Source organism: Pantoea sp. EABMAA-21 (assembly GCF_030053335.1).
GTDB classification, from domain to species: domain Bacteria; phylum Pseudomonadota; class Gammaproteobacteria; order Enterobacterales; family Enterobacteriaceae; genus Pantoea; species Pantoea communis.
In genome coordinates this window covers 49,476-71,373 of the sequence record NZ_JASGBX010000016.1, presented here as the reverse complement: position 1 = coordinate 71,373, position 21,898 = coordinate 49,476, and the positions used below count along the sequence as shown (strand labels likewise).

Sequence of the window (21,898 nt, the reverse complement as noted above, 5' to 3'; positions counted from 1 at the left end):
TGATGAAGCTGACCTTTTTCACCATGCGTTTTCCGGTTGCCTCTGAGACGTTTGTCCTCAATCAGGTAACGCATTTCATCGATGCAGGCTATGACGTGGAGATCATCTCCGTGTTTCCGGGCGATATGATCAATCGCCACGCCGCGTTCGATGATTACAATCTGGCGGCGAAAACTCACTATTTACTGCCGGAAGAGAAAGTTTCGAATCTCGATAAGCTGACGCAGCGCATTGGTTTGATGCTGCCGAAAATCGCGAAGCCGGCGTTAATCAAATCACTCAACGTCGGCCGCTACGGCCAGCAGGCGAAAAAGCTGCTGCTGCCGGCGATTGTTGCTAACGCGAAGCAAACCTTCACCGCGGATGTGTTTCTGGTGCACTTTGGTTATGCCGGTGCGCTGGCCAACAAACTGCGTGAGCTCGGCGTGCTGAAAGGCAAGCAGGCGACGGTGTTCCACGGCGCGGATATTTCGCGCCGTCACATTCTCGAAGAGCACAAGCTCGATTACGTCAACCTGTTCAAACAGAGCGAGTTGATGTTACCCATCAGCCATTTGTGGGAGAACAAGCTGATTGAGATGGGTTGTCCACGTGAGAAGGTGCACGTGACGCGCATGGGCATCGAGCCTGAGAAGTTTAACTTCAAGCCGCGTGAGGCGTTTCATCAGCCGCTGCGAATTGTTTCGGTCGCGCGTTTGACCGAGAAAAAGGGCTTAGACGTGGCGGTAAAAGCCAGCGAAATTCTGCGCAACAACGGTGGGCAGTTCGAGTTCACCATCATCGGCAACGGTGAGCAGGACGGCATGATGCGTGAACACATCGCGCGTGCCGGACTGGAAGCCTTTGTCACTATGCCTGGTTTCAAGCCGCAGGAGGAGATTCGTCAGGCGTTGAATGATGCTGATATCTTCCTGCTACCGTCGAAAACCGCAGCCGATGGCGACATGGAAGGCATTCCGGTGGCGTTGATGGAAGCGATGGCGGTGGGGCTGCCGGTGGTTTCGACCTATCACAGCGGCATCCCGGAGCTGATTCAGAACAACGTCAGCGGCTGGCTGGTCTCCGAAAACGATGCCGAAGAGTTGGCTGACACGCTGCTGCGTCTGTCACGCGGTGATGTCGATGTCGCGCCGGTCGTGGCTGCTGCGCGACACAAAGTGGAAACCGAGTTCAATCAGCACATCGCTTATGGCGAGCTGGCTAAAATTCTGGAGCGCATGGTGTGAGCGGATTAAAAAAACAGGCCGTCTGGCTGTTTGGCAGTACCTGCTTCGCGGCATTGCTGCAGGTGTTACAGCTCAGCGTTCTGGCGCGAAAACTGGAAGCGCATGAGTTGGGTTTATTAGCCATTATCAACGCCATTCTGGCGGTGGCAACGGTGTTGCAGGATATGGGGATGAGCAGCTACATCGTGCATCGCCAGGACATCAACCGCCGCCAGCAGAGTACGATTTATTGGGTCAACGTCTCACTCAGCTTGTGTACCGGCTTGATTATGCTGGCAATTGCCTTCCCGGTGGCGTGGTTCTATCACCTGCCTGAATTGACCGGGCTGATCATGCTCACCAGCCTCAACTTCCTCGTGCTGGGACATCTGTCGCAGTATCAGGCGCACTATGTGAAATCCAAACGTATGGTGACGCTGGCGAAGATTGAGATGGCCACCAAGTTGTTCGCGTTCATCTGTACCGTGGCGATGCTCTACTTCACTTCGCTCACGGTGGCGGCGGCCATCCTTGGGCTGTTCATCAATGCCTTTACGCGCATCCTGTGCATGATCTACTTCGGGGAGAAGTCATGGCGCCCGACGTGGGAGTTTGAAGGGGCGACCTTCATCAGCGCGGTGCGTTACGGCATTTATCAGCTCGGTTCTCAGACCATCAACCAGCTGCGTACCCAGGCGGATGCGTTGATTGTGGGTAAAGTGATGGGCGCGGAGATGCTGGGGATCTACTCGCTGGCAAAAGAGTTGATTCTGCAGCCACTGAAACTGGTATCGCCGGTGATTAACCGTCTGGCACTGCCGCGTTTCGCCGAGAAGCAGCACGATCCGGAGCAGCTGAAAAATCTGTTCCTGAAAGGCACCTTCGTCATCATGTTGTTCAGCAGCGCGATGTATCTGGCGATTGGCATTCTGTCTCCGGTCATCGTACGCGTGCTGTATGGCGCATCGCATGAGCAGGTTTACCATCTGATTCCGCTGATGCTGCTGTTCGGCATGCTGCGTCCGATGGGGGGCTTAACCGGCGCGATTTCCCAGGCGAACGGCAAGACTAACGTCGAGTTTTACTGGAATATTGTGGCGAGTCTGGTGGTGGTCGTGGTACTGGCGACAACCTACATCTGGCCGAACGTGCTGTATGTGGCGTTGACGCTCTCCATCTCGCAGGTGCTGATTTCTGCCTTCGCCCATCCGTTCTTTATCAAGCCGGTGATTGGTATCCGCTTTATGCCGTATGCCCGCCAGTGGGTTTCGGTGTCGGTGGTGTTTGTCGGCCTGATGATGCTGGTGAATCACTTCAATCTGTTCGTGATGCCGGAGTGGTTTGAGGGCTGGTTGTAGGTTTTAGGATAACGACGCTATCAGCGCGGGTATGAGCTTTGAGCGAGTGCCCGCGCCAAATCCCCCTCATCCATTCTGCAAATCAATGGTCTTATCACCCGTGCTTTTTCCATCAATCCCTCACTGTTTTTCAGCAGTTTAGCCGGTTCATTTTCCGTGTCTCAGGCGAAGCGGCAGCCAGGCGTTTTGGCGATTTTTGATGTCGTGACAGAGAGTTAGTGCCGGATTTTCAGATAAAGATTATACTTGCTGCACCGGCCGATCCTGCATAATCGACCCCACGTATTCACTTCATGAAATGGAATAAATATGACCAAGCTTAAAGCAGTAATCCCGGTTGCGGGTCTCGGTATGCATATGCTCCCTGCAACAAAAGCTATCCCGAAAGAGATGCTGCCAATCGTCGATAAACCAATGATTCAATACATCGTTGACGAGTGTGTAGCAGCGGGCATCAAGGAGATTGTGCTGGTCACCCATGCTTCCAAAAATGCAGTGGAAAACCACTTCGACACCACTTATGAGCTGGAAGCGCTGCTTGAAGCGCGCGTAAAACGTCAGCTGCTGAGCGAAGTGCAATCAATCTGTCCTCCTGGCGTGACTATCATGAACGTGCGTCAGGCGAACCCGCTGGGTCTGGGCCACTCTGTGCTGTGTGCACGCCCGATGATCGGTGATAACCCGTTCGTGGTGGTGCTGCCAGATGTGCTGCTGGATGACTCAACCGCTGACCACCTGCGTTATAACCTCGCGGCAATGGTGGCTCGTTTCGAAGAAACCGGTCACTCACAGGTACTGGCAAAACACATGCCGGGCGAAGACCTGACTGAATACGGTGTTCTGACTACAGAGTCGCCGATCGATAACCCAGGCGACATCAGCACTATTACTAACATTGTTGAGAAACCAGAAGCGGGCCAGTTGGATTCAGACCTGACTGCGGTCGGTCGTTATGTGCTGTCTGCGGATATCTGGCAAGAGCTGGAAAACACCGAGCCGGGCGCTTGGGGGCGTATTCAGCTGACCGATGCCATTGCATCACTCAGTAAGAAAAAACCGGTTGATGCACAATTGCTGACCGGTACCAGCTTCGACTGTGGTAAAAAAATGGGCTACATGCAGGCATTCGTCTCTTACGGTCTGCGTAACAACGCGCAGGGTCGTGATTTCCGCGACGCTATCCAGAAAATTCTGGCGAAATAATCCATTCTCATGCCGCGCCGCTTGCGCGGTTTAAAGGAGTACACATGGCTATTTTGGTAACGGGCGGAGCAGGGTACATCGGCTCCCATACGGTGCTGGCGCTGTTAGAGCGCGGTGACGACGTTGTAGTCCTGGATAACCTTTGCAATGCTTCGCGTGAAGCCATTAATCGCGTGGAGAAGCTGTCTGGCAAGAAAGCGGTGTTCGTTGAAGGCGACATCCGCGATCGCGCCTGCCTGCGTGACCTGTTTGCCGCCAACGATATCTCGGCAGTGATTCACTTCGCCGCGTTGAAAGCCGTCGGCGAATCCACGCGCATGCCGCTGGAATACTACGAGAACAACGTGGCAGGCACCGTGGTACTGCTGGAAGAGATGCGCGCTGCTGGCGTGTGGAACTTTATCTTCAGCTCCTCAGCGACCGTCTACGGCGCCGATGCACCGGTTCCTTACGTGGAAACCACGCCAATCGGTGGCACCACCAGCCCTTACGGCACCTCTAAGCTGATGATCGAATTCGTGATGCGCGATTTCGCTAAAGCTGACCCGAATTTCAAAGCCATCGCGCTGCGCTACTTCAACCCGGTTGGCGCGCATGAGTCAGGCGAGATTGGTGAAGACCCAACTGGCATCCCTAACAACCTGCTGCCGTACATCGCGCAGGTGGCGATTGGTCGCCTGGAGAAGCTGGGCGTGTTTGGTGATGACTACGACACGCCAGACGGCACCGCACAGCGCGACTACATCCACGTGGTGGATTTGGCCGAAGGCCACCTGAAGGCGCTGGATCATCTGCCGAAAGTCACCGGTTACAAGGCGTATAATCTTGGCGGCGGGGTAGGGTTCTCGGTGCTGGAAATGATTAAAGCGTTCGAGAAGGCTTCTGGTAAGGCGATTCCGTTTGAGTTTAAGCCGCGTCGTGATGGCGATCTGCCGGCGTTCTGGGCGGATGCAAGTCTGGCGAACACCGAGCTGGACTGGCGGGTAACGCGTGGGATCGATGCGATGATGCGCGACACGTGGAACTGGCAGAGTAAGAATCCGGATGGGTTTAAGTAATACGATGAAGGCGGACTTGATGTCCGCTTTTTTTTGCGTCTGATTTGACTTACTCCTGCTTTTCGTCACTTTCTGATTGCTTCAGTTTGGTCACAGGTAGACGATCCTCTTACACCTCATCGCACAATCGGTTAATAATTGAACCATCACTTGATGCCAAAGGCCATTTCGTTCGTGTTCACATGACCTCGGTGGTAAAATTCAAGTTCCGAAATAATCAATTCTTTCTAATTAACTCTGAAGAATTAAAATTATTTCAAGCAAATAGTGCTCAGCTCGATTAAATCGCACTAAGCTTAAAGATCGGTATTACACACATCAGCATGTTGGGAGCTGCAACCCAAGGGCGGTAGCTTTGTCCATTGCTAATGTGGGGTGTTTATTTCTCCTCTGGCCGGGATACGGTCGCAATGTCAGGAATAGTCCAACGTCATGAAGATTTTAATTACTGGTGGTGCAGGTTTTATCGGCTCAGCTGTGGTCCGTCATGTTATCAATGACACCAGTGATGAGGTGATTAACGTCGATAAACTGACCTATGCGGGAAACCTCGAATCGCTTAAAACGGTCAGTGATAATTCCCGTTATACCTTCTGTCATGTCGACATTTGCGACGGCGTTGCTTTGTCTAAAGTATTCGAAGAACATCAGCCGGATGCGGTTATGCATCTCGCTGCAGAGAGTCACGTAGATCGCTCGATCACCGGGCCTGCTGAATTTGTGCAGACTAACGTTGTTGGCACCTACGCCTTGCTAGAAGCCAGCCGCCAGTACTGGATGGCATTGCCTGAAGATCGTAAAAGCGCATTCCGCTTCCATCATATCTCAACTGATGAAGTCTATGGTGACTTGCCGCATCCGGATGAAATGGAAGGCGAGCTTCCGATGTTCACCGAGTCAACGCCATATGCGCCAAGCAGCCCTTACTCTTCAACCAAAGCTGCGAGTGACCACCTGGTTCGCGCCTGGGGACGTACCTACGGTTTGCCAGTGGTGGTCACTAATTGTTCCAACAATTACGGCCCGTATCATTTCCCGGAAAAACTCATTCCTCTGATTATCAGCAACGCATTGGAAGGCAAACCTTTACCGATTTATGGCAAGGGCGACCAAATTCGCGACTGGTTGTATGTCGAAGATCATGCACGTGCGCTGTATACCGTGGTGACGAAGGCTAAAACGGGTACCACCTATAATATCGGTGGCCATAATGAGAAGCAGAATCTCGAAGTGGTTCACACAGTTTGTGAATTACTGGACGAATTGCGTCCGAAAGATACGCCGTATGCTCAACAAATCACCTATGTTGCTGACCGCCCTGGTCACGATCGCCGTTACGCGATTGACGCAGCGAAGATTGAAAAAGATTTAGGATGGACACCGCAGGAAAGCTTCGAAACTGGCCTTCGCAAAACCGTTCAGTGGTATCTCGACAACCATGAGTGGGTTGAGCACGTTAAAAGCGGTGCCTATCAGAATTGGATTGAACAAAACTACGAGAAACGTAGCTAATGAAAATTTTGCTATTGGGTAAAAATGGTCAGGTGGGTTGGGAACTCCAACGCGCATTGGCACCTTTGGGTGATGTCATTGCGCTAGACCGCTACTCCGTGGACTTCTGTGGTGACTTGACTAATCCAGAGGGTATCACGAATTCAGTGCGCGATATCAAGCCTGATGTGATCGTCAATGCTGCCGCTTATACCGCGGTGGACAAAGCCGAGAGCGATCTACAGAATGCTGAGCTGATCAATGTCGCCAGTGTTGAAGCGCTGGCGATTGCAGCGCGTGATGTAAACGCTCTATTGGTTCACTACTCGACCGACTATGTCTTTGATGGCAGCGGTGAACGCCCGTGGAGCGAAGATGATAAGACATCTCCGCTCAATGCTTATGGCAAAACCAAACGTCAGGGCGAAGAGGCGATTGTTAAGCACGCCCCAAACTATCTCATTTTCCGCACCAGTTGGGTTTATGCTGCCAAAGGCAATAATTTCGCCAAGACCATGATCCGCCTGGCGCAAGAGCGCGAAAGCTTGTCGGTGATTAATGACCAATTCGGCGCACCAACGGGTGCTGAATTGATCGCAGATTGCACAGCGCACGCAATCAGAACCACATTGGCTGAACCCGAAAAGAGCGGAATCTACAACCTGATTGCTTCGGGTGTTACCACATGGCATGCCTATGCAGACTTAGTCATTGCGCATGTGCGTGGAAAGGGCCTACCGATCAAAGCCACAGCCATTAACACCGTTGATACTAGCGCTTTTCCGACGCCAGCTAAACGCCCACTAAATTCCAGACTGAACACCAGCAAATTCACGACTGCATTTAATCTAACCCTCCCTGAATGGAAGGTTGGGGTTATTCGTATGTTGGATGAAATTTATCACTGAGTGTTGTTAGAGTCAGATTAACAAATTGAAGGATAACGTTGTGACGAGTAAAAAAGGAATCATCCTTGCTGGCGGGTCAGGAACACGCCTCTACCCAGTAACGATGGCAGTGAGTAAGCAGTTATTGCCTATCTATGATAAACCGATGATCTACTACCCGCTGAGCACGCTGATGCTGGCGGGGATACGCGATATTCTGATCATCAGCACCCCGCAAGATACGCCACGTTTTGAAAGCCTGCTTGGTGATGGTTCTCAGTGGGGTTTGAAGATTCAATATAAAGTCCAGGAAAGCCCGGATGGTTTAGCCCAAGCCTTTATTCTGGGTGAAGAGTTCATCGGTGATGATAACTGCGCGTTGATTCTTGGCGACAATATCTTCTATGGTCATGATCTGCATAAGCAATTGGAAGAGGCCTCAAACAAGAAACAGGGCGCAACGGTGTTTGCTTATCATGTGCATGATCCAGAGCGTTATGGCGTGGTGGAGTTCGATAAAACCGGGAAAGCGATTTCTCTTGTTGAGAAACCCATTGAGCCTAAAAGTAACTACGCAGTGACCGGCCTTTATTTCTATGACAATAGCGTTGTGGAATTGGCCAAGAACCTCAAGCCTTCTCCACGTGGTGAGTTGGAAATTACCGATATCAATAACCTTTACCTTGAGAAGGGTGAACTGTCTGTCTCAATCATGGGACGTGGACATGCGTGGCTTGATACAGGAACGCATCAGAGTTTAATGGAAGCGAATAACTTTATTCAGACGATTGAAACTCGCCAGGGATTGAAAGTGGCTTGCCCGGAAGAGATTGCTTATCGCATGGGCTTTATTGATGCAGAGAAGTTGAAAGAACTCGCACAGCCGCTACTCAAAAATGATTATGGCAAATACTTGATGGCGTTATACAACGGAAAATTATAATGAAGATTATTGATACTGAAATTCCTGACGTCAAAATTATTGAGCCATCGGTGTTCGGTGACGAGCGCGGTTTCTTTATGGAAACCTGGCAGCAAAAGAAATTTGAAGAGCAAGTTTCTCCTCGTACTTTTGTGCAGGACAACCATTCAAAGTCTTCAAAAGGCATTCTGCGTGGATTGCATTATCAGACTATAAACACGCAAGGTAAGCTCGTACGCGTTGTCGCTGGCGAAGTTTTCGATGTGGCGGTTGATATGAGAAAGTCATCGCCCACCTTTGGACAATGGGTAGGTGTGTACCTTTCAGCTGAAAATAAACGCCAGTTATGGGTGCCTGAAGGATTCGCTCATGGTTTTTATGTGACGTCTGAAAGTGCTGAGTTTGTCTATAAATGTACCGATTATTATAATCCTCAGCATGAGCATTCTTTACTCTGGAATGATGCAGATTTAAATATTAACTGGCCGATCTCAGAAGGTGATAGTCCTGCTCTTTCCGCGAAAGATAAAGACGGAACACCATTATCACACGCAGTAACCTTTGATTGATTCCTAAAACTAAGGATGAGAATGTTACTCATCCTTTTTTATGTAGCTGATGATGATGAGCGATAAAGGAACAATAAGTATCCTAATGGGTACTTATAATGGCGAGAAATATATAGAGCAGCAATTACAGTCAATTGCTGACCAGACTTATAAAAATTGGGCGCTGATAGTTTCAGATGATGGTTCAACGGATAAAACTTGTGAACTAATTGAGAAGTTTGCCCAACAATTTCCAGATAATAAAGTCATTTTGCTTACAGGGCCTGGGAAAGGATTTGCTGCTAATTTCTATAGTTTACTAAATCGTAAAGATATTGACTCTGAATTTTATGCATTTTGTGATCAAGATGATATCTGGATTGAAAACAAACTTGAAGTTGCTGTGAACCAGTTAACCTCTGAATTAGATTCATTGAACAAGCTCAGACTTTACGGCTCTCGTACTAAATTGATTGATTCTAACGAGAATAGCATTGGCTTTTCACCCTGCTTCTTAAAAGCATTTCATTTCAAAAATGCATTATTGCAAAGCTATGCGGGTGGTAACACCATGGTTTTCAATCGGGAGCTAAAATCGATCTTTGAAACCCTCCCAGCAGATTTGAAAATTGTTTCTCACGACTGGATTATGTATATCGTTTGCAGCGCTATGGATGGGACTGTAATTTATGATCAACAGCCCTATATACTTTACCGACAACATGATCAGAATCTTGTGGGCAGTAATACTGGAATGATGTCCAAAGTCACGCGTTTTAATCGACTGTTTGCAGGGGAGTTTAAATCCTGGAGTAAAACGAACTGCATGGCGCTTGAGTGCATTAAACACAAGATGCCAACAGATAATAAACTAGACTATGACAGGTTTACTGCTCTGAATAGTGGTCTGACAAATAGAGTCGCTAATTTTATTATTGGTGGATTTTATCGGCAGAACTTTATTGAGACATGCGCTTTCTTCATTATGAATGTCTTTAGAAAATTAGTTTAACCATCGACGGTGCAAAATGAAACGTATTATTTATATGATTAACAGATTCTTTCTGAAAATTATAATCTATTTATATTATGGTGTCCTATCCATTCGTGATGACATCAAAACTAAAAAGTATGCTCAAGTGAAAATTAAAAATGACTTTACCGGTGGTAAGGTTATGCTTCTAGCTCTCTATGAGAAATCATCTCTTCGAAATGATACCTTAGAGTTAATTAAAGAAGCAAAACGGAACAATGTATTCGTCGTTGCGGTGAATACACTACGGCTTGAAGAGCATAACTATCCATTAGAACTGGTAGATGTATATATAGAGCGCGACAACTACGGCCGCGATTTCGGTAGCTATAAAGCGGGAATGAAGTATTTCTTTGATAAAGGCTTTCATGATAAGTGTGAACGCCTGCTGATTATCAATGATAGCGTATTTTTTTCTAAGCATGGGCTGCCAGAGTTTGTTCATAATCTCTTCAATACAGATGTTGAAGTGCTGGGTGCCACTGAAAATAGCCAGCATTCGCATCATTTGGGATCATTTTGTATCTCAGTTGCGGGTAAAATTGTTCGTAATGTTAAATTTAAAAACTTCTGGTTTAATTATAAATCATCTAATGTAAGACCTTTAGTAATCAAGCGTGGAGAATTTGGCTTAAGCAAACTGCTTAAATCTCTGGTAAGCTCTGAACAAAACTTTAGATCATTGTTTAACATTTCATTTATGGAAAGGAAATTAAGCAATGACAAGGCGTTATATGAAAGCTATTACTATTATAGACGAGAGGGTGAGAGTTCCTGGAGAAATAGATCGATTACTGGATTAATAGCTGGTGATGAAGTTCTTTCTTCATATTACAATAAATACATTTTAGCTAATAAACGAGCAAAAAGTCTTGCTTTTGCTAGTAATGACTTGAGTAAGTACCATGCTATTGAGCAGGAATACAGTAAGTTAGAATCTAGCAAAGTCGATTATTTAGAAGCTGTTAATTTTTTTAAAAGTTATTCCCATAAAGAAGGGGAGTTAAACGCCCAGTTTAAGCAAAGACTGATTTCTTTATATTTAGATGAATTTACTTTAGGTTCGCAAATCCACATAAACTGCCTTGCTCTGCACCATGTAGGGCTTCCAATTATAAAGTTGGATCTTATGTTTCGATGTGTATGCAATATGAATGATATTATCAAGTTAAGAGACCAACTTGAAGAATCACAAAAAGAAGAGTTTATGACGCTTATCCTGGCGCGTCTGTGTGGAGATAAATTCCTGGTCGGATTGAATCGACTGGCGTACCAATTTGGAATCTTGTAATGACTAATAAAATGAAGTCTGTGGGGTGGGACGACTTCACTTCCGCATTAAAAAATTTCCATGTTGTAAAAGTGATGGGTGGGCAAGACATCCGTATGCGATACAAGCGGTCAAAGATGGGTCCTTTTTGGATAACCATCAGTATGGCTGTGATGATTACAACTATGGGGTTAGTGTTTGGTAATCTTTTTAAGACTAACGTTAAGGAGTTTTTGCCTTATCTCACCTTAGGTCTTATTACATGGACATTCATTCAAAGTTGCATATCTGAAGGGTGCGATGCGCTCATTTCTTCAGAAGGCATAATTAAACAACTGCCGGTGCCATTATATGTTCATGTCATGCGTGTGATTTGGAAAAACTTCCTTATCTTCCTTCACAATATTGTTATTTTTCCGTTAGTTTTGCTTGCTGTACAGAAAAATATTAGTTGGACCGTCATTCTGGCAGTGCCCGGTTTCTTACTACTCGTATTAAATTTGACTTGGGTGTTAATGGTCCTTTCAATGATTTGTGCACGCTTCCGGGATATGACACAAATTGTACTTAGCATCATGCAAGTCATTTTCTACCTGACACCTATCATTTGGATGCCAAAGCTGCTTTCACATAGTTCAGCAGCTATGCTCCTGAACTTTAATCCGCTATATCATCTCATTGATTTGGTGAGAAGCCCGCTGTTGGGTGAAATACCGATGACAAGCAGTTACATTATCGCGGCTGTTATGGCAATAGTTGGTTTGTCATTCTCGATTGCAATGACCAGTAGATATAAATACCGCGTTCCTTATTGGGTTTAATATTATGGCTATTATCAAGTTTGAAAATGTCGGCATTGATTTCCCAATATTCAACGCGCAGGCAAGATCGATTAAAAAGAATTTTATAAATTTTGCCACTGGCGGCAAGGTTGGCCAGCATGATGGCAAGGTCGTTGTTTCTGCACTCAATAACCTTAATTTCGAGATCAAAGATGGCGAGCGAGTGGGGTTGATTGGGCACAATGGTGCGGGTAAGACGACCTTACTGCGTATGTTTAGCAAGGTTTATCACCCAACAAGTGGCAGTGCAACGATTGAAGGCGACATCGGCTCCTTAATTTCAATTTCATTAGGTATCAACCAAGAGTTTACCGGTAGAGAAAATATCTACATTCGCGGTGCACTTTTGGGTCTTAAGAAAAAAGAGATTGATGCACGAATTGAAGAAATTATCGATTTCACGGATTTGGGCGATTTTATCGATATGCCGGTGCGTACTTATTCATCAGGTATGCAAATGCGCTTAGGCTTTAGTGTTAGCACCATTTTTACACCTGAAATTCTGTTAATGGATGAGTGGTTATCCGTCGGTGATGAAGGCTTTAAAGAAAAAGCGGAAACCCGGTTAACCAATATCATCAATGCTACAAAAATATTAATTCTTGCAAGTCATAGTAATGAATTGTTAAGAAAAACCTGCACAAGAATTCTTTGGCTGGAACACGGCACAGTGAAAATGGATGGTACGCCAGAGGAGGTTCTCCCATTGTATTTCAAATCGAAGATCCAAAGAGGCGATTTGTTAACCGACGCGTAATCATCCACTTTTATTGTGTGTTTTAGCATCGCACCATTCACTACCTAAAGTGATGGTAGATGAGTTAACATATTTGCCACTTTAATCACAAATCTGAGTTTGTGATGGTAACTTCAGACAGGAGTAGATAATGTCCAAGCAACAAATCGGTGTTGTCGGTATGGCAGTCATGGGCCGTAACTTGGCTCTTAACATTGAGAGCCGCGGCTACACAGTGTCTATCTTCAACCGTTCTCGCGAAAAGACCGATGAAGTCATCGCTGATAGTCAGGGTAAGAAACTGGCCCCTTTCTATACCGTTGAAGAGTTCGTTGAATCCCTCGAAAAACCACGCCGTATTCTGCTGATGGTTCAGGCTGGTGAGGCTACTGATAAGACTATCGCTTCTCTGACTCCGCATTTGGACAAGGGTGACATCCTGATTGACGGTGGTAACACCTTCTACAAGGACACTATCCGTCGTAATAAAGAATTGTCTGATCAAGGCTTCAACTTTATCGGTACCGGTGTTTCTGGTGGCGAAGAGGGTGCATTGAAAGGCCCTTCAATTATGCCAGGGGGCCAGAAAGAAGCGTACGAACTGGTTGCGCCAATTCTTGGTAAGATTGCTGCGCGTGCTGAAGATGGCGAAGCTTGTGTTGCCTATATCGGTCCAAACGGTGCCGGTCACTATGTGAAGATGGTGCACAATGGCATTGAATACGGTGACATGCAGCTGATCGCAGAGGCCTATGCTCTGTTGAAAGGCGCGTTGGGTCTTGACAATGAAGAACTGGCTAAGACCTTCACCGACTGGAACAATGGTGAGCTTAGCAGCTACCTCATCGACATCACCAAAGACATCTTCACCAAGAAAGATGAAGACGGTAAATATCTTGTTGATGTGATTCTTGACGAAGCAGCGAATAAAGGCACTGGTAAGTGGACTAGCCAGAGCTCGTTGGATCTGGGTGAACCACTGTCACTGATCACTGAATCAGTATTTGCTCGTTATCTCTCTTCTCTGAAGTCACAGCGTGTTGCGGCTTCTAAAGTGCTGAGCGGCCCTCAGGCAAAAGCGTTCACCGGCGACAAAGCTGAGTTTGTTGAGAAAGTACGTCGTGCATTGTATCTGGGCAAAATCGTCTCTTATGCACAGGGGTTCTCACAACTGCGCGCTGCTTCTGAAGAAAACAATTGGGATCTGCACTACGGCGAGATTGCTAAAATCTTCCGTGCGGGCTGTATCATCCGTGCACAGTTCCTGCAGAAAATTACTGATGCTTACGCGAAAGACGCAAACATCGCTAACCTGCTGCTTGACCCATATTTCAAGAATATCGCTGATGAATACCAGCAAGCGCTGCGTGATGTAGTTTCCTACGCGATTCAGAACGGTATCCCAACACCGACCTTCTCTGCTGCAATCGCTTACTACGATAGTTACCGTTCAGAAGTTTTGCCTGCGAATTTGATTCAGGCTCAACGTGACTACTTCGGTGCCCATACGTATAAGCGTATTGATAAAGACGGTGTGTTCCACACCGAGTGGTTTGAATAAACCACTAACTTTATAGAAATCCATATTTTAACCATATAAACGTCAGGTGCGCAGCATCTGACGTTTTTTTTGCATAAAGTAATTCTATGTAATTTCTAACTTTAATTAATGCTCCTTTCAATCTTAAAAGATTGAGAAATATTTTATTTTTGTTACTTTGATTGCTCTGCCAATTTCACCCTTTATCATATTTGATGATATATGAGTAACCGAGGTGTATATCGATAAAATGAAATAAATTATAGGCTGAAAGTGGAAAGATACAGCCTTGTATCCCTAATCTTTTTAAAATTTAAAAAATTCTATATTTTAGAGATAATTTACATCGTGAAATTATTTTTCATGGATATAGCTTGGTTTTTTTAACTCGTACCCTAAAGTGAAAAATCTCTCTGATTAACTTAGCATAGTAGTTAAATTGTAAGACTAAACTGTTTTTAAGTGCTTGTCTGGTTGGTGAAATTATCACCAATACTCTAAGTTGGTGCTAATAAACTGTTCACATATTAAAGTCTATGTGTGTATTAGATGACTTAAAAGAGTTTACGACTGGCAGGTAAACAAATATTAACTTGGTGATAATTTTTATGACCTCGATTTTTTGTGAGGAATTTAAAGAACAAAAGCGTAAGCATATTACCCTATTTGATTATTTTTATATCTAATTTAGAATGTATGACAAGTCAAAATTAGGTCAAAAGCCCCATGTTGAGGCTGAGTTAAGTAGACACTAACAAGACATGAAAGAAGTTATAAATTGATGCTTAAATTTATTTTCGATGTGGATATCCTCGGATATCATATTGTCATAAAGTTCTGAATTGAACTCTTTTAGTAAACCAGTTTTTAAATAAGTTGCATTATGTGTAATCTCTTTATGAGAATTAAATGTGCTTTTTTGAGATATAATGTTCATTAAATTTTGAGTGCCAATACATGTGAATAGATTGACTCTTTTATCGAAAATTTCATAATCGAGCAAGCACGTACTAATAGTAGAGATCGCATAATCACAGTGTGCAATCAAATCGTCCGCGCTGTCTAAATCATGAAAATAAATATCATTACTTTCCCCATAGATAAAAATATTTGCAGGACGGTATTTTAACGCTCCTGCACTAAACCCTTCACTACTAAGTTCTGCTGGGTGTGGACACCAAATGAAGAATTCAAGAGGTTTTGTTTTTGCGTATTTGAAAACCTCTGTGTAGAAACGTCTCTTGTCACTATGCGAATATAAATACCAATTTGTATTGGATGTTATTAAAGTGAATTTTGGTAAGCGTCTTTCATTCAATGCGTGACGTTTAACTGTTCTAGGATACCCAAAACCACAATTTCCAAACCAAAACAATTTTTTATCGGAAATAGAAGGTAATGCACTACCAATCCCTAAAAATTGAGATTGGATACTAATTAATTTTGAATCATCAGATATATTTATTCCGGTTTGAAACATTCCATGTGGGACTTCTATGATAGGAATCCTTACCTTTAAGCATGTAGATATAATTTCATTAAAGACTTTTGGTAGCGATGGTATAACATACCCTACAAACACTATTAGTTTATGCATGCTTGGGAGTAGTCCGGCTATTGATACCTTGTCAAAGATGAATTTTACTCTACTGTTTGGGTTATCTTCGATATAATCCTTTGCAATTAATTGATAATTTTCTGCATATATATAACTTTGGAATTTACTCTCTTTGGTTAGTATTAGAGCAAGTTCAAAATGAGATTTGTTGATAGGTAAATATAGTAAGCGTTCTTGAGATTTATCATCACTTTCTGTAGTATAGATTCCATTTATAACTTGCTCATTCATATGCTGTATCCCGTTAAAGCAGAGTCATATGCTGCTAATGAAGTTTTAAGTATTTCATTTGGGTTGGATAATAAATGTAAAAGGGTATTCAACCATTCCTCTTCAGTACTACATAACCACCCATTTTCAAATGTCTTTATACAATCAGAATATTCATTCACAGATGAAGCCATTACTGCTACACCTTGAGAGGCTGATTCAATAAATTTAATATTTGATTTCGCATCATTGAATTTATTTTTTTCTAAAGGAACTAATACAATATCATGTTCTCTGATAATGTTAAGCATTTCTTGAAATTCTTGAAGGGGAATAATATTGCATTCTAATCCAAAGTGAGAAAATATGTGTTTTTGATTGGATACTGCACCTAATAGAGTTAAAGTGAATGAATCTGGATGATTTTGAGAAATTTTTAAAAGAGGGCCGCTAATTAAACTGTAATCCTTAAAATGTGTCTTCGAACCAGAAAGATATAAAACTTTTATTTTACCTTCGATTTTTTTAGCTAAAACTTCTCCTCTTGAAATGAAATATTCTTTTGGAAGCTTGTTCTTACAAGTACTGACGTCGTCCACTATATTTGAAAGTGAATCGGCAATAACATGTGTAGAGCAAGTCACTGCATCGGCACTTAACAAAATTGAAGAGTCTTTGATCAGTTCATTATGCATATCCTCAAAATTCGAAACACCCGATCTTACAGCGCCAATGAGGTGTGTGAACTCAGGTAATAATAAATCATCGTAATCAATGATCACTCTTACATTAAGGATTTTACAAATATTTATAATATAATTTATTTTTTCATTTCCGTATTTAGGACGAACAAAAGTAATTTCTTTTGCTTTAAAAATCGCGAGAGTGATTTCTATTATTGAATCTTCTTGATCTAAGAAAATTGAATTTTTATTATTTTTTTCTTTAAAGCTGATTCTGTATTTAAATATCGCGTTATTTCTTGGTGCTTCTAAATAGAATACCGATTTTCCATTTTCTAAGCGAGCCGTTTTGGATATGTTTTTGAAGTCTGGCTCAAATAACTCGCGCCTTTCTTTATAGCCATATGTAAAATAATGATCGCTTGCTGATATGTTGGCAAGTCTGATATCATCATAGAAATTCAAGTATTTTTCTTCATTAATCAAGATTGAGCTAATATATTTTTTAGATAATTCAGGCCTAAGAGTTGCGAGCGTGGTTAATAAGCTCTCGGGCTGGTCTTGAGTTTGGCTGTTTGTGTTTTCTTTATCTTCATTAACGTGATCTTTTGGAAAATATTTTCCTATTATGAGTTTGATTTTTTTATTCATGTTATATCCTTAATTACCTATCATTTTTTGATGTAACTTATTATTTTAAATTTCTAATAATCCTTAACGGTATTCTAATAATGTAATAAGTATGCCTATAGGTAGTTCAGATTTCAACATAACTTTCTAATACCTTTGACTAATTGATATTATAGAATACTCTTTAAATGACAGCGTTCATGTTGATACAGAGTTAAAAATGACCTCAGTCAACATCTTAATTGGTTTGTGATTTAAGTGGAATAATAATGACGAAAATTATTATATTCAAACCACTAACAACTCCCCCTCACGCCCCGCATTCTCCCCTGCAAGTCTCACCACCAGCATCCCCGCCGTTGCAAACTTCATCAGGTTTCTTGCATACAGCACCCCACCAAACTCTGCCACTAGCGGCGTAACCTGGTCGGTAATCGGGTCCACAATCTCAGCCACTACTTCACCCGGCTTGATCCACTCGCCTAATTCACGGCGATTCAACAACAGCCCAGAATGCGGCGCATGAATATACTCACAACCCGCCAGCGGCGTTGCAGGGTTGATCAGAGCAGGGGACTCACTCACGTCACCCGCAATGTAGCCACCTTCTATCAGCGCGTTAATAATCGCATCCGCATCCTTCTCCGCCTGTTCAGGCGACACATCCGCCACACCACGTAACTCCAGCGTCACTGGCAACAAACCACGTGGCATTGGATACTCACCACCAAACCGCTCGGCCAGCGTCAGCCATGGTTCGCAGCAGGCTTCATCAAACGGCTCGCCACCAGAGATTTGGGCCAGAAGCTGTACTTCACTACCTAACCAACGCGCTAAGGGTTCTATGTCCTGCCAGGCGTGCGGTGTGGTGTAGAGATGTGGCAATGCATCCCAGTCACAGTGCAAGTCAATCATCAAATCGGCCTGGCTGGCCATTCGCATCAACGTGAAGCGCTGCGCATCCAGTTCGGTTTTAGCAATGCGATCGCGATAATGGCGATCAATGGCATCACGGATCAGCCGCTTGTTTTCATACTCGCTTTGCGTCAACGAACCGGCCAACTCTTCAGCCAGGGTATCGCCTAACGCCGGGAAACGGCGATTGAAATCCTGACCTGAAAGCGTATGGAATCGGCCCAAATGGCTGCCGTGCCAGTGTTGCCCCATAGCCAGCGGATTTGCCACCGGCACCAGCGTAATTTTGGATTTGAGCTGCCCGGCCGATTCCAGTGCCAGCAGCTTGTGTTTCAGATACCACGCCACCGCCATACCCGGCAGTTCATCACCGTGCAGTGCCGCCTGAATGTAGACGCGCTGCTGGGAATCGGTACCGAAATGAAAGCTGACGATTTCGCGCTGTGTACCGAGGGAAGCACTTAACAAGGGATGATGTTGTTGTTGCATGGCGCGGTCGATGTCCTGTATCTACGGCACGCTGAACGTCGTGCCTGATTAATTTTATTGACTGGAATTATAGTGCTGCTGTGAAAATGAGCGGGTATGAAGCCGCTAAATTTGCGCTTGCTCATGTTAGCAGCGCGAACAGGGCGGCCTGAAGACCGCCCCTGCATTGATTAATGCTGGATCGAGATATCGGTGGCGAAGTACTTCTTCTGGATCTTGTCAAAAGTGCCGTTTTTCTTGATTTCAGCAAAGGCGTTATCAAGGGCTGTTTTCAGCTCTTCATCACCTTTACGCAGTCCAATCGCTGTACCTGGACCGATAATCGGGTCTTCCACAATCGGGCCAGCCAGCTCGAAATCTTTGCCTTGCGGATGTTTCAGGAAGCCGTTAGCTGCCTGTGCTGCATCGGTAAATACCACATCCAGACGACCAGAGATCAAATCACTTTCAACCTGTGCCTGATCGCCATAAGGCACCACGTTCACGCCGTGTGGCTGCCATTTTGCCAGTGCATAGCGCTCCTGCACGGTTCCCTGCTCAACACCAACCGTTTTGCCTTTCAGCGATTCAGCCGTTGGCAGCAGGCCAGAGCCTTTGCGTGCAATTAATTGGGTGTGCGTATCATAGAGCGGCACGGTGAAGTCGATCTGTTTCAGACGCTCTTCAGTAATACCCATATCCGACAGGATGGCATCAAACTTGCGGGCTTTCAGCGCTGGAATCATGCCGTCGAACTGGCTCTCAACCCACACGCATTTGGTTTGCATCTGCTCGCACAACGCATTGCCAAGGTCGATATCAAAGCCAACCAGCTTGCCTTGTGGCGTTTTGGATTCGAAAGGTGGGTAGGTTGGATCAACCGCGAAGCGTACTTGTTCAATCTTTGCCTGAGCGCCAAATGCGCAACCTGCCAGCACAGCCAGCGCCAGCGTCTGACGCAGGCGGGCAGTAAAACGAGAACTTGCCATAATTTCGGTCTTCTTTTTTCGTGATGTGGAATAACGCAGAGTACCGATCACGGTCCGCCATGGCAATTAGCAGATTATTTTCATCACGTTACCATTATGCAGTGCACGATAATCTGCCACATTCAGCACCACGGATTTCTCCAGCAGCCCAGCGTTAAAGGCAATTTCGTCGTAGCGTTCAAACAGCAGCGGGTCGACGACCAGTTGTAGATCAGGATGGAAGCTGAAAGGTGGAATAGCACCAAACACGCAGCCGGTTAACGCATCCACTTCAGCCGGAGAGGCTAACGAAGCACGACGACCGCCAACCGCTTCGGCCACTTTGCTCAAATCCGCCTGTTGATCAGCCGGCAGAACCGCCAGCACATGCTGTTTGATACCGTTACCTTTGACATGGCACACCAATGCTTTGGCGCCTTGTCCCACTTCAGTTCCGCGAATATCAGCAACAGCCTCACATTTGCCAGTCGCGGGATGTTCCATCACGCGATAACGGGCGTTGTGCTGGTCGAGCAGGACGATCAGTTTTTCATGAGTGGTCATCAGGGGCTCCCTGTTGAGTAAGATTGCTGAGTAATTCCTGCATCATATGTTTTTGGCGTGGCAGCAAGCCCAGTTTCAATCCAAGAGGTTTAAATACGCGATTCAACGTAGTCAGCGTGATGCTTTCTTTGTCCTGCTCAACGTCAGATAACGTGCGACGACTGATGCCCGCTAAGCTGGCATAGCGTTCCTGTGAAAATCCCAGCACCTTTTTACGAAGCTGCATTAAGAGTTGGCCATGAGTTAACTTCTCCTCAATAAATTGCTGAAGAAGGCCTAGCAGCATCGCTTCTCGCTCAAAAGGCGTCATCGATTTCTTCATATTTGCCACCCCGCGATACGTTCTTCGAGATAGTTAAAGCCAATGCCAGGCATTTCCAGAATTGACTGTGGTACACCCCGAGCGGCAAGGCGGGATTTTAACCCAGTGAGCTTGCAGGTTAACTCACGCAACGAATTGAGTAATGAGGCTTCAGGGATAAACTCGTTGAGCTGTTGAGCAATCAGCTGCCAATTGTAAAGGCCACCTTCTTCGTAAGGTGAACCCCATTGAGTCGTTCGCACCACGCCCTCTGGATCCGCTTTCATTGGTGCGAAGTCATATACCGGTGCAAGCCACATGCCTGATGGTTTCTTTAGAATGGCACTATTACGCCCATGATTATCTGAATTACCAAATGCAACATTGAGCATGTCACGCTTGACCCATTCACTGACCAATTTTTCGCGATCTGCACCTGTTAAGGCTAATCGCTCAACCAGGCAGCGAATGACCTCAAAATGATTGAGATAACTGCCCGGTGGTTTTTGCATTAGCGAATAGATGGACTCAAGCCCGTACATGACTTTTCTGTTTTCAACAAACGCAATATCAAAGCGTGGTAGCCAAAGAGAGGGGTAACGTTCACCTTCACATAGCAACATCTCCTGCGTATCAATCGTCTCGACACCCATAGCCTGTAACTCATGGTAGAAATGATATTCTGCGCGCAGGATGTCGCAGTCGATTAGGCTTCTTGAACCACGCGGATACTTAACCAGATAAGGGGTATCCCGGTTCAGTTGATCATCCTGCCAGGTATCAATCCACACTTCGCTGTTAGTATTCCGTCGTAGCAGCAGTTTTGGCGCTTCCCCTCCCGCACCTGTTGCACCGCCGCTGGCGGCCCCCATTTGTTGTGCATATTCAAGAAAATCAGTATCTCTCTCAATCGCCCATTCGGCAGGAAAACGACGAGTCTTGAGTTGGCTATTTTCAGGGAGTTGGGGTAGGGAATCTTTGATGCGTAAATTTCCAACAGGCGCAATTGTGCCGGCTTTCAATAGTGCATAATCTTGCTCAGCTGAAGATTTACCCTGTAAACCAAGATGCTGAATCCAATAACGTCGGCTTGCTCCCGCTGGGACAATATCGTCGAGGAAACCAAACCAAGGCTGCGCAAAATGGCTGCCTATCAGCATTACGGGATAATTCAAACTACAGCTAGCGATATCGTTTCGATCGAGCTGTTCAGCTGCATAATTGAAGTCATAAGCAAGAAGTGCTGCGCTTTCACGACCTTTAGAAGGCTCTTTAACATCAAGCTCGGCAACGTCGTGCCAGTTTCCATCAAGGTAGATCTGTAGGGTAAGCATGCTAACCACCATGAGCAGTATGTTGCTCGATTTTAACTAGCTTTGCTTTTTTTGAGAAGTTTGCTGCTCAAAATATTTATGAAACGAAAATTTTGAGCAGCATAATGCACAATC

20 protein-coding genes are annotated in these 21,898 nt (G+C 45.2%); 13 read left to right on the top strand and 7 right to left on the bottom strand.

All coding sequences use genetic code 11. The features are described from left to right. Positions 1-2 precede the first annotated feature (2 nt). From QMZ65_RS20335 to gnd, 13 genes are all read left to right on the top strand, one after another. Positions 3-1,226, top strand: coding sequence for a glycosyltransferase (locus QMZ65_RS20335; RefSeq protein ID WP_283216590.1), 1,224 nt, complete (start codon positions 3-5; stop codon positions 1,224-1,226). Further along, positions 1,223-2,563, top strand: coding sequence for an MOP flippase family protein (locus QMZ65_RS20330; protein WP_045832317.1), 1,341 nt, complete (start codon positions 1,223-1,225; stop codon positions 2,561-2,563). The genes QMZ65_RS20335 and QMZ65_RS20330 overlap by 4 nt, the downstream gene beginning before the upstream one ends. Before the next feature lie 309 nt (positions 2,564-2,872). Beyond that, positions 2,873-3,766 carry a UTP--glucose-1-phosphate uridylyltransferase GalF gene (gene galF, locus QMZ65_RS20325; protein WP_283216589.1) on the top strand — a complete coding sequence of 298 codons (894 nt, stop codon included), beginning with the start codon at positions 2,873-2,875 and terminating at the stop codon, positions 3,764-3,766. A 44-nt stretch (positions 3,767-3,810) separates the two neighbouring features. Then, positions 3,811-4,824: a UDP-glucose 4-epimerase GalE gene (gene galE, locus QMZ65_RS20320; RefSeq protein WP_283216588.1), complete on the top strand. Its 1,014-nt coding sequence runs from the start codon at positions 3,811-3,813 to the stop codon at positions 4,822-4,824. Positions 4,825-5,256: 432 nt separating this feature from the next. Then, a complete protein-coding gene (gene rfbB, locus QMZ65_RS20315) occupies positions 5,257-6,336 on the top strand; it encodes a dTDP-glucose 4,6-dehydratase (RefSeq protein WP_097116655.1) in 1,080 nt (359 codons plus the stop codon). After that, the gene (gene rfbD / locus QMZ65_RS20310) at positions 6,336-7,223 is read left to right on the top strand and encodes a dTDP-4-dehydrorhamnose reductase (protein WP_283216587.1); all 888 of its coding nucleotides are present in this window, start codon (positions 6,336-6,338) and stop codon (positions 7,221-7,223) included. Before rfbB ends, rfbD begins: the two co-directional genes overlap by 1 nt. 40 nt (positions 7,224-7,263) lie before the next feature. Next, on the top strand, positions 7,264-8,145 hold the full coding sequence (gene rfbA / locus QMZ65_RS20305) for a glucose-1-phosphate thymidylyltransferase RfbA (protein WP_283216586.1): 882 nt from the start codon (positions 7,264-7,266) through the stop codon (positions 8,143-8,145). Continuing rightward, positions 8,145-8,693 carry a dTDP-4-dehydrorhamnose 3,5-epimerase gene (rfbC, locus tag QMZ65_RS20300; RefSeq protein ID WP_283216585.1) on the top strand — a complete coding sequence of 183 codons (549 nt, stop codon included), beginning with the start codon at positions 8,145-8,147 and terminating at the stop codon, positions 8,691-8,693. The genes rfbA and rfbC overlap by 1 nt, the downstream gene beginning before the upstream one ends. 85 nt (positions 8,694-8,778) lie before the next feature. Next, entirely contained in the window at positions 8,779-9,684 is a 906-nt protein-coding gene (locus tag QMZ65_RS20295; protein WP_502921540.1) for a glycosyltransferase family 2 protein, read from the top strand. A 16-nt stretch (positions 9,685-9,700) separates the two neighbouring features. Continuing rightward, positions 9,701-10,996: a rhamnan synthesis F family protein gene (locus QMZ65_RS20290; RefSeq protein WP_283216584.1), complete on the top strand. Its 1,296-nt coding sequence runs from the start codon at positions 9,701-9,703 to the stop codon at positions 10,994-10,996. Further along, complete coding sequence (locus QMZ65_RS20285) at positions 10,996-11,796, top strand: ABC transporter permease (RefSeq protein WP_283216583.1); 801 nt, start codon at positions 10,996-10,998, stop codon at positions 11,794-11,796. Before QMZ65_RS20290 ends, QMZ65_RS20285 begins: the two co-directional genes overlap by 1 nt. Positions 11,797-11,800: 4 nt before the next feature. Continuing rightward, a complete protein-coding gene (locus QMZ65_RS20280; RefSeq protein ID WP_283216582.1) occupies positions 11,801-12,574 on the top strand; it encodes an ABC transporter ATP-binding protein in 774 nt (257 codons plus the stop codon). Between the two features lie 130 nt (positions 12,575-12,704). After that, positions 12,705-14,114, top strand: a complete 1,410-nt coding sequence (gene gnd, locus QMZ65_RS20275) for an NADP-dependent phosphogluconate dehydrogenase (protein ID WP_283216581.1) — start codon at positions 12,705-12,707, stop codon at positions 14,112-14,114. Positions 14,115-14,844: 730 nt separating this feature from the next. On the opposite strand, the gene QMZ65_RS20270 is transcribed toward gnd, so the two are convergent. The 7 genes from QMZ65_RS20270 to QMZ65_RS20240 form a co-directional block, all read right to left on the bottom strand. Further along, complete coding sequence (locus QMZ65_RS20270; RefSeq protein WP_283216580.1) at positions 14,845-15,942, bottom strand: hypothetical protein; 1,098 nt, start codon at positions 15,940-15,942, stop codon at positions 14,845-14,847. Beyond that, positions 15,939-17,255: a glycosyltransferase gene (locus QMZ65_RS20265; protein ID WP_283216579.1), complete on the bottom strand. Its 1,317-nt coding sequence runs from the start codon at positions 17,253-17,255 to the stop codon at positions 15,939-15,941. The genes QMZ65_RS20270 and QMZ65_RS20265 overlap by 4 nt, the downstream gene beginning before the upstream one ends. A gap of 267 nt (positions 17,256-17,522) precedes the next feature. Continuing rightward, positions 17,523-18,638, bottom strand: coding sequence for a succinylglutamate desuccinylase/aspartoacylase family protein (locus tag QMZ65_RS20260; RefSeq protein ID WP_283216578.1), 1,116 nt, complete (start codon positions 18,636-18,638; stop codon positions 17,523-17,525). Positions 18,639-18,808: 170 nt separating this feature from the next. Continuing rightward, positions 18,809-19,606, bottom strand: a complete 798-nt coding sequence (locus QMZ65_RS20255) for an ABC transporter substrate-binding protein (RefSeq protein WP_160832717.1) — start codon at positions 19,604-19,606, stop codon at positions 18,809-18,811. 66 nt (positions 19,607-19,672) lie between these two features. Further along, positions 19,673-20,149, bottom strand: a complete 477-nt coding sequence (locus QMZ65_RS20250; RefSeq protein ID WP_283216577.1) for a YbaK/prolyl-tRNA synthetase associated domain-containing protein — start codon at positions 20,147-20,149, stop codon at positions 19,673-19,675. Then, positions 20,136-20,471 carry a helix-turn-helix domain-containing protein gene (locus tag QMZ65_RS20245; protein ID WP_283216576.1) on the bottom strand — a complete coding sequence of 112 codons (336 nt, stop codon included), beginning with the start codon at positions 20,469-20,471 and terminating at the stop codon, positions 20,136-20,138. The genes QMZ65_RS20250 and QMZ65_RS20245 overlap by 14 nt, the downstream gene beginning before the upstream one ends. Continuing rightward, positions 20,468-21,784, bottom strand: coding sequence for a type II toxin-antitoxin system HipA family toxin (locus QMZ65_RS20240; protein ID WP_283216575.1), 1,317 nt, complete (start codon positions 21,782-21,784; stop codon positions 20,468-20,470). Before QMZ65_RS20240 ends, QMZ65_RS20245 begins: the two co-directional genes overlap by 4 nt. Positions 21,785-21,898: the final 114 nt, after the last annotated feature.

Bases quoted from the DNA above. Each gene is read 5' to 3' on its own strand.
- QMZ65_RS20250 (WP_283216577.1), bottom strand. From the start codon at position 20,149: ATGACCACTCATGAAAAACTGATCGTCCTGCTCGACCAGCACAACGCC.
- QMZ65_RS20295 (WP_502921540.1), top strand. From the start codon at position 8,779: ATGGGTACTTATAATGGCGAGAAATATATAGAGCAGCAATTACAGTCA.
- QMZ65_RS20240 (WP_283216575.1), bottom strand. From the start codon at position 21,784: ATGCTTACCCTACAGATCTACCTTGATGGAAACTGGCACGACGTTGCC.
- QMZ65_RS20265 (WP_283216579.1), bottom strand. From the start codon at position 17,255: ATGAATAAAAAAATCAAACTCATAATAGGAAAATATTTTCCAAAAGAT.
- QMZ65_RS20255 (WP_160832717.1), bottom strand. From the start codon at position 19,606: ATGGCAAGTTCTCGTTTTACTGCCCGCCTGCGTCAGACGCTGGCGCTG.
- QMZ65_RS20270 (WP_283216580.1), bottom strand. From the start codon at position 15,942: ATGAATGAGCAAGTTATAAATGGAATCTATACTACAGAAAGTGATGAT.
- QMZ65_RS20285 (WP_283216583.1), top strand. From the start codon at position 10,996: ATGACTAATAAAATGAAGTCTGTGGGGTGGGACGACTTCACTTCCGCA.
- QMZ65_RS20260 (WP_283216578.1), bottom strand. From the start codon at position 18,638: ATGCAACAACAACATCATCCCTTGTTAAGTGCTTCCCTCGGTACACAG.
- QMZ65_RS20280 (WP_283216582.1), top strand. From the start codon at position 11,801: ATGGCTATTATCAAGTTTGAAAATGTCGGCATTGATTTCCCAATATTC.
- rfbD (WP_283216587.1), top strand. From the start codon at position 6,336: ATGAAAATTTTGCTATTGGGTAAAAATGGTCAGGTGGGTTGGGAACTC.
- gnd (WP_283216581.1), top strand. From the start codon at position 12,705: ATGTCCAAGCAACAAATCGGTGTTGTCGGTATGGCAGTCATGGGCCGT.
- rfbB (WP_097116655.1), top strand. From the start codon at position 5,257: ATGAAGATTTTAATTACTGGTGGTGCAGGTTTTATCGGCTCAGCTGTG.
- QMZ65_RS20290 (WP_283216584.1), top strand. From the start codon at position 9,701: ATGAAACGTATTATTTATATGATTAACAGATTCTTTCTGAAAATTATA.
- galF (WP_283216589.1), top strand. From the start codon at position 2,873: ATGACCAAGCTTAAAGCAGTAATCCCGGTTGCGGGTCTCGGTATGCAT.
- galE (WP_283216588.1), top strand. From the start codon at position 3,811: ATGGCTATTTTGGTAACGGGCGGAGCAGGGTACATCGGCTCCCATACG.
- rfbC (WP_283216585.1), top strand. From the start codon at position 8,145: ATGAAGATTATTGATACTGAAATTCCTGACGTCAAAATTATTGAGCCA.
- QMZ65_RS20245 (WP_283216576.1), bottom strand. From the start codon at position 20,471: ATGAAGAAATCGATGACGCCTTTTGAGCGAGAAGCGATGCTGCTAGGC.
- QMZ65_RS20335 (WP_283216590.1), top strand. From the start codon at position 3: ATGAAGCTGACCTTTTTCACCATGCGTTTTCCGGTTGCCTCTGAGACG.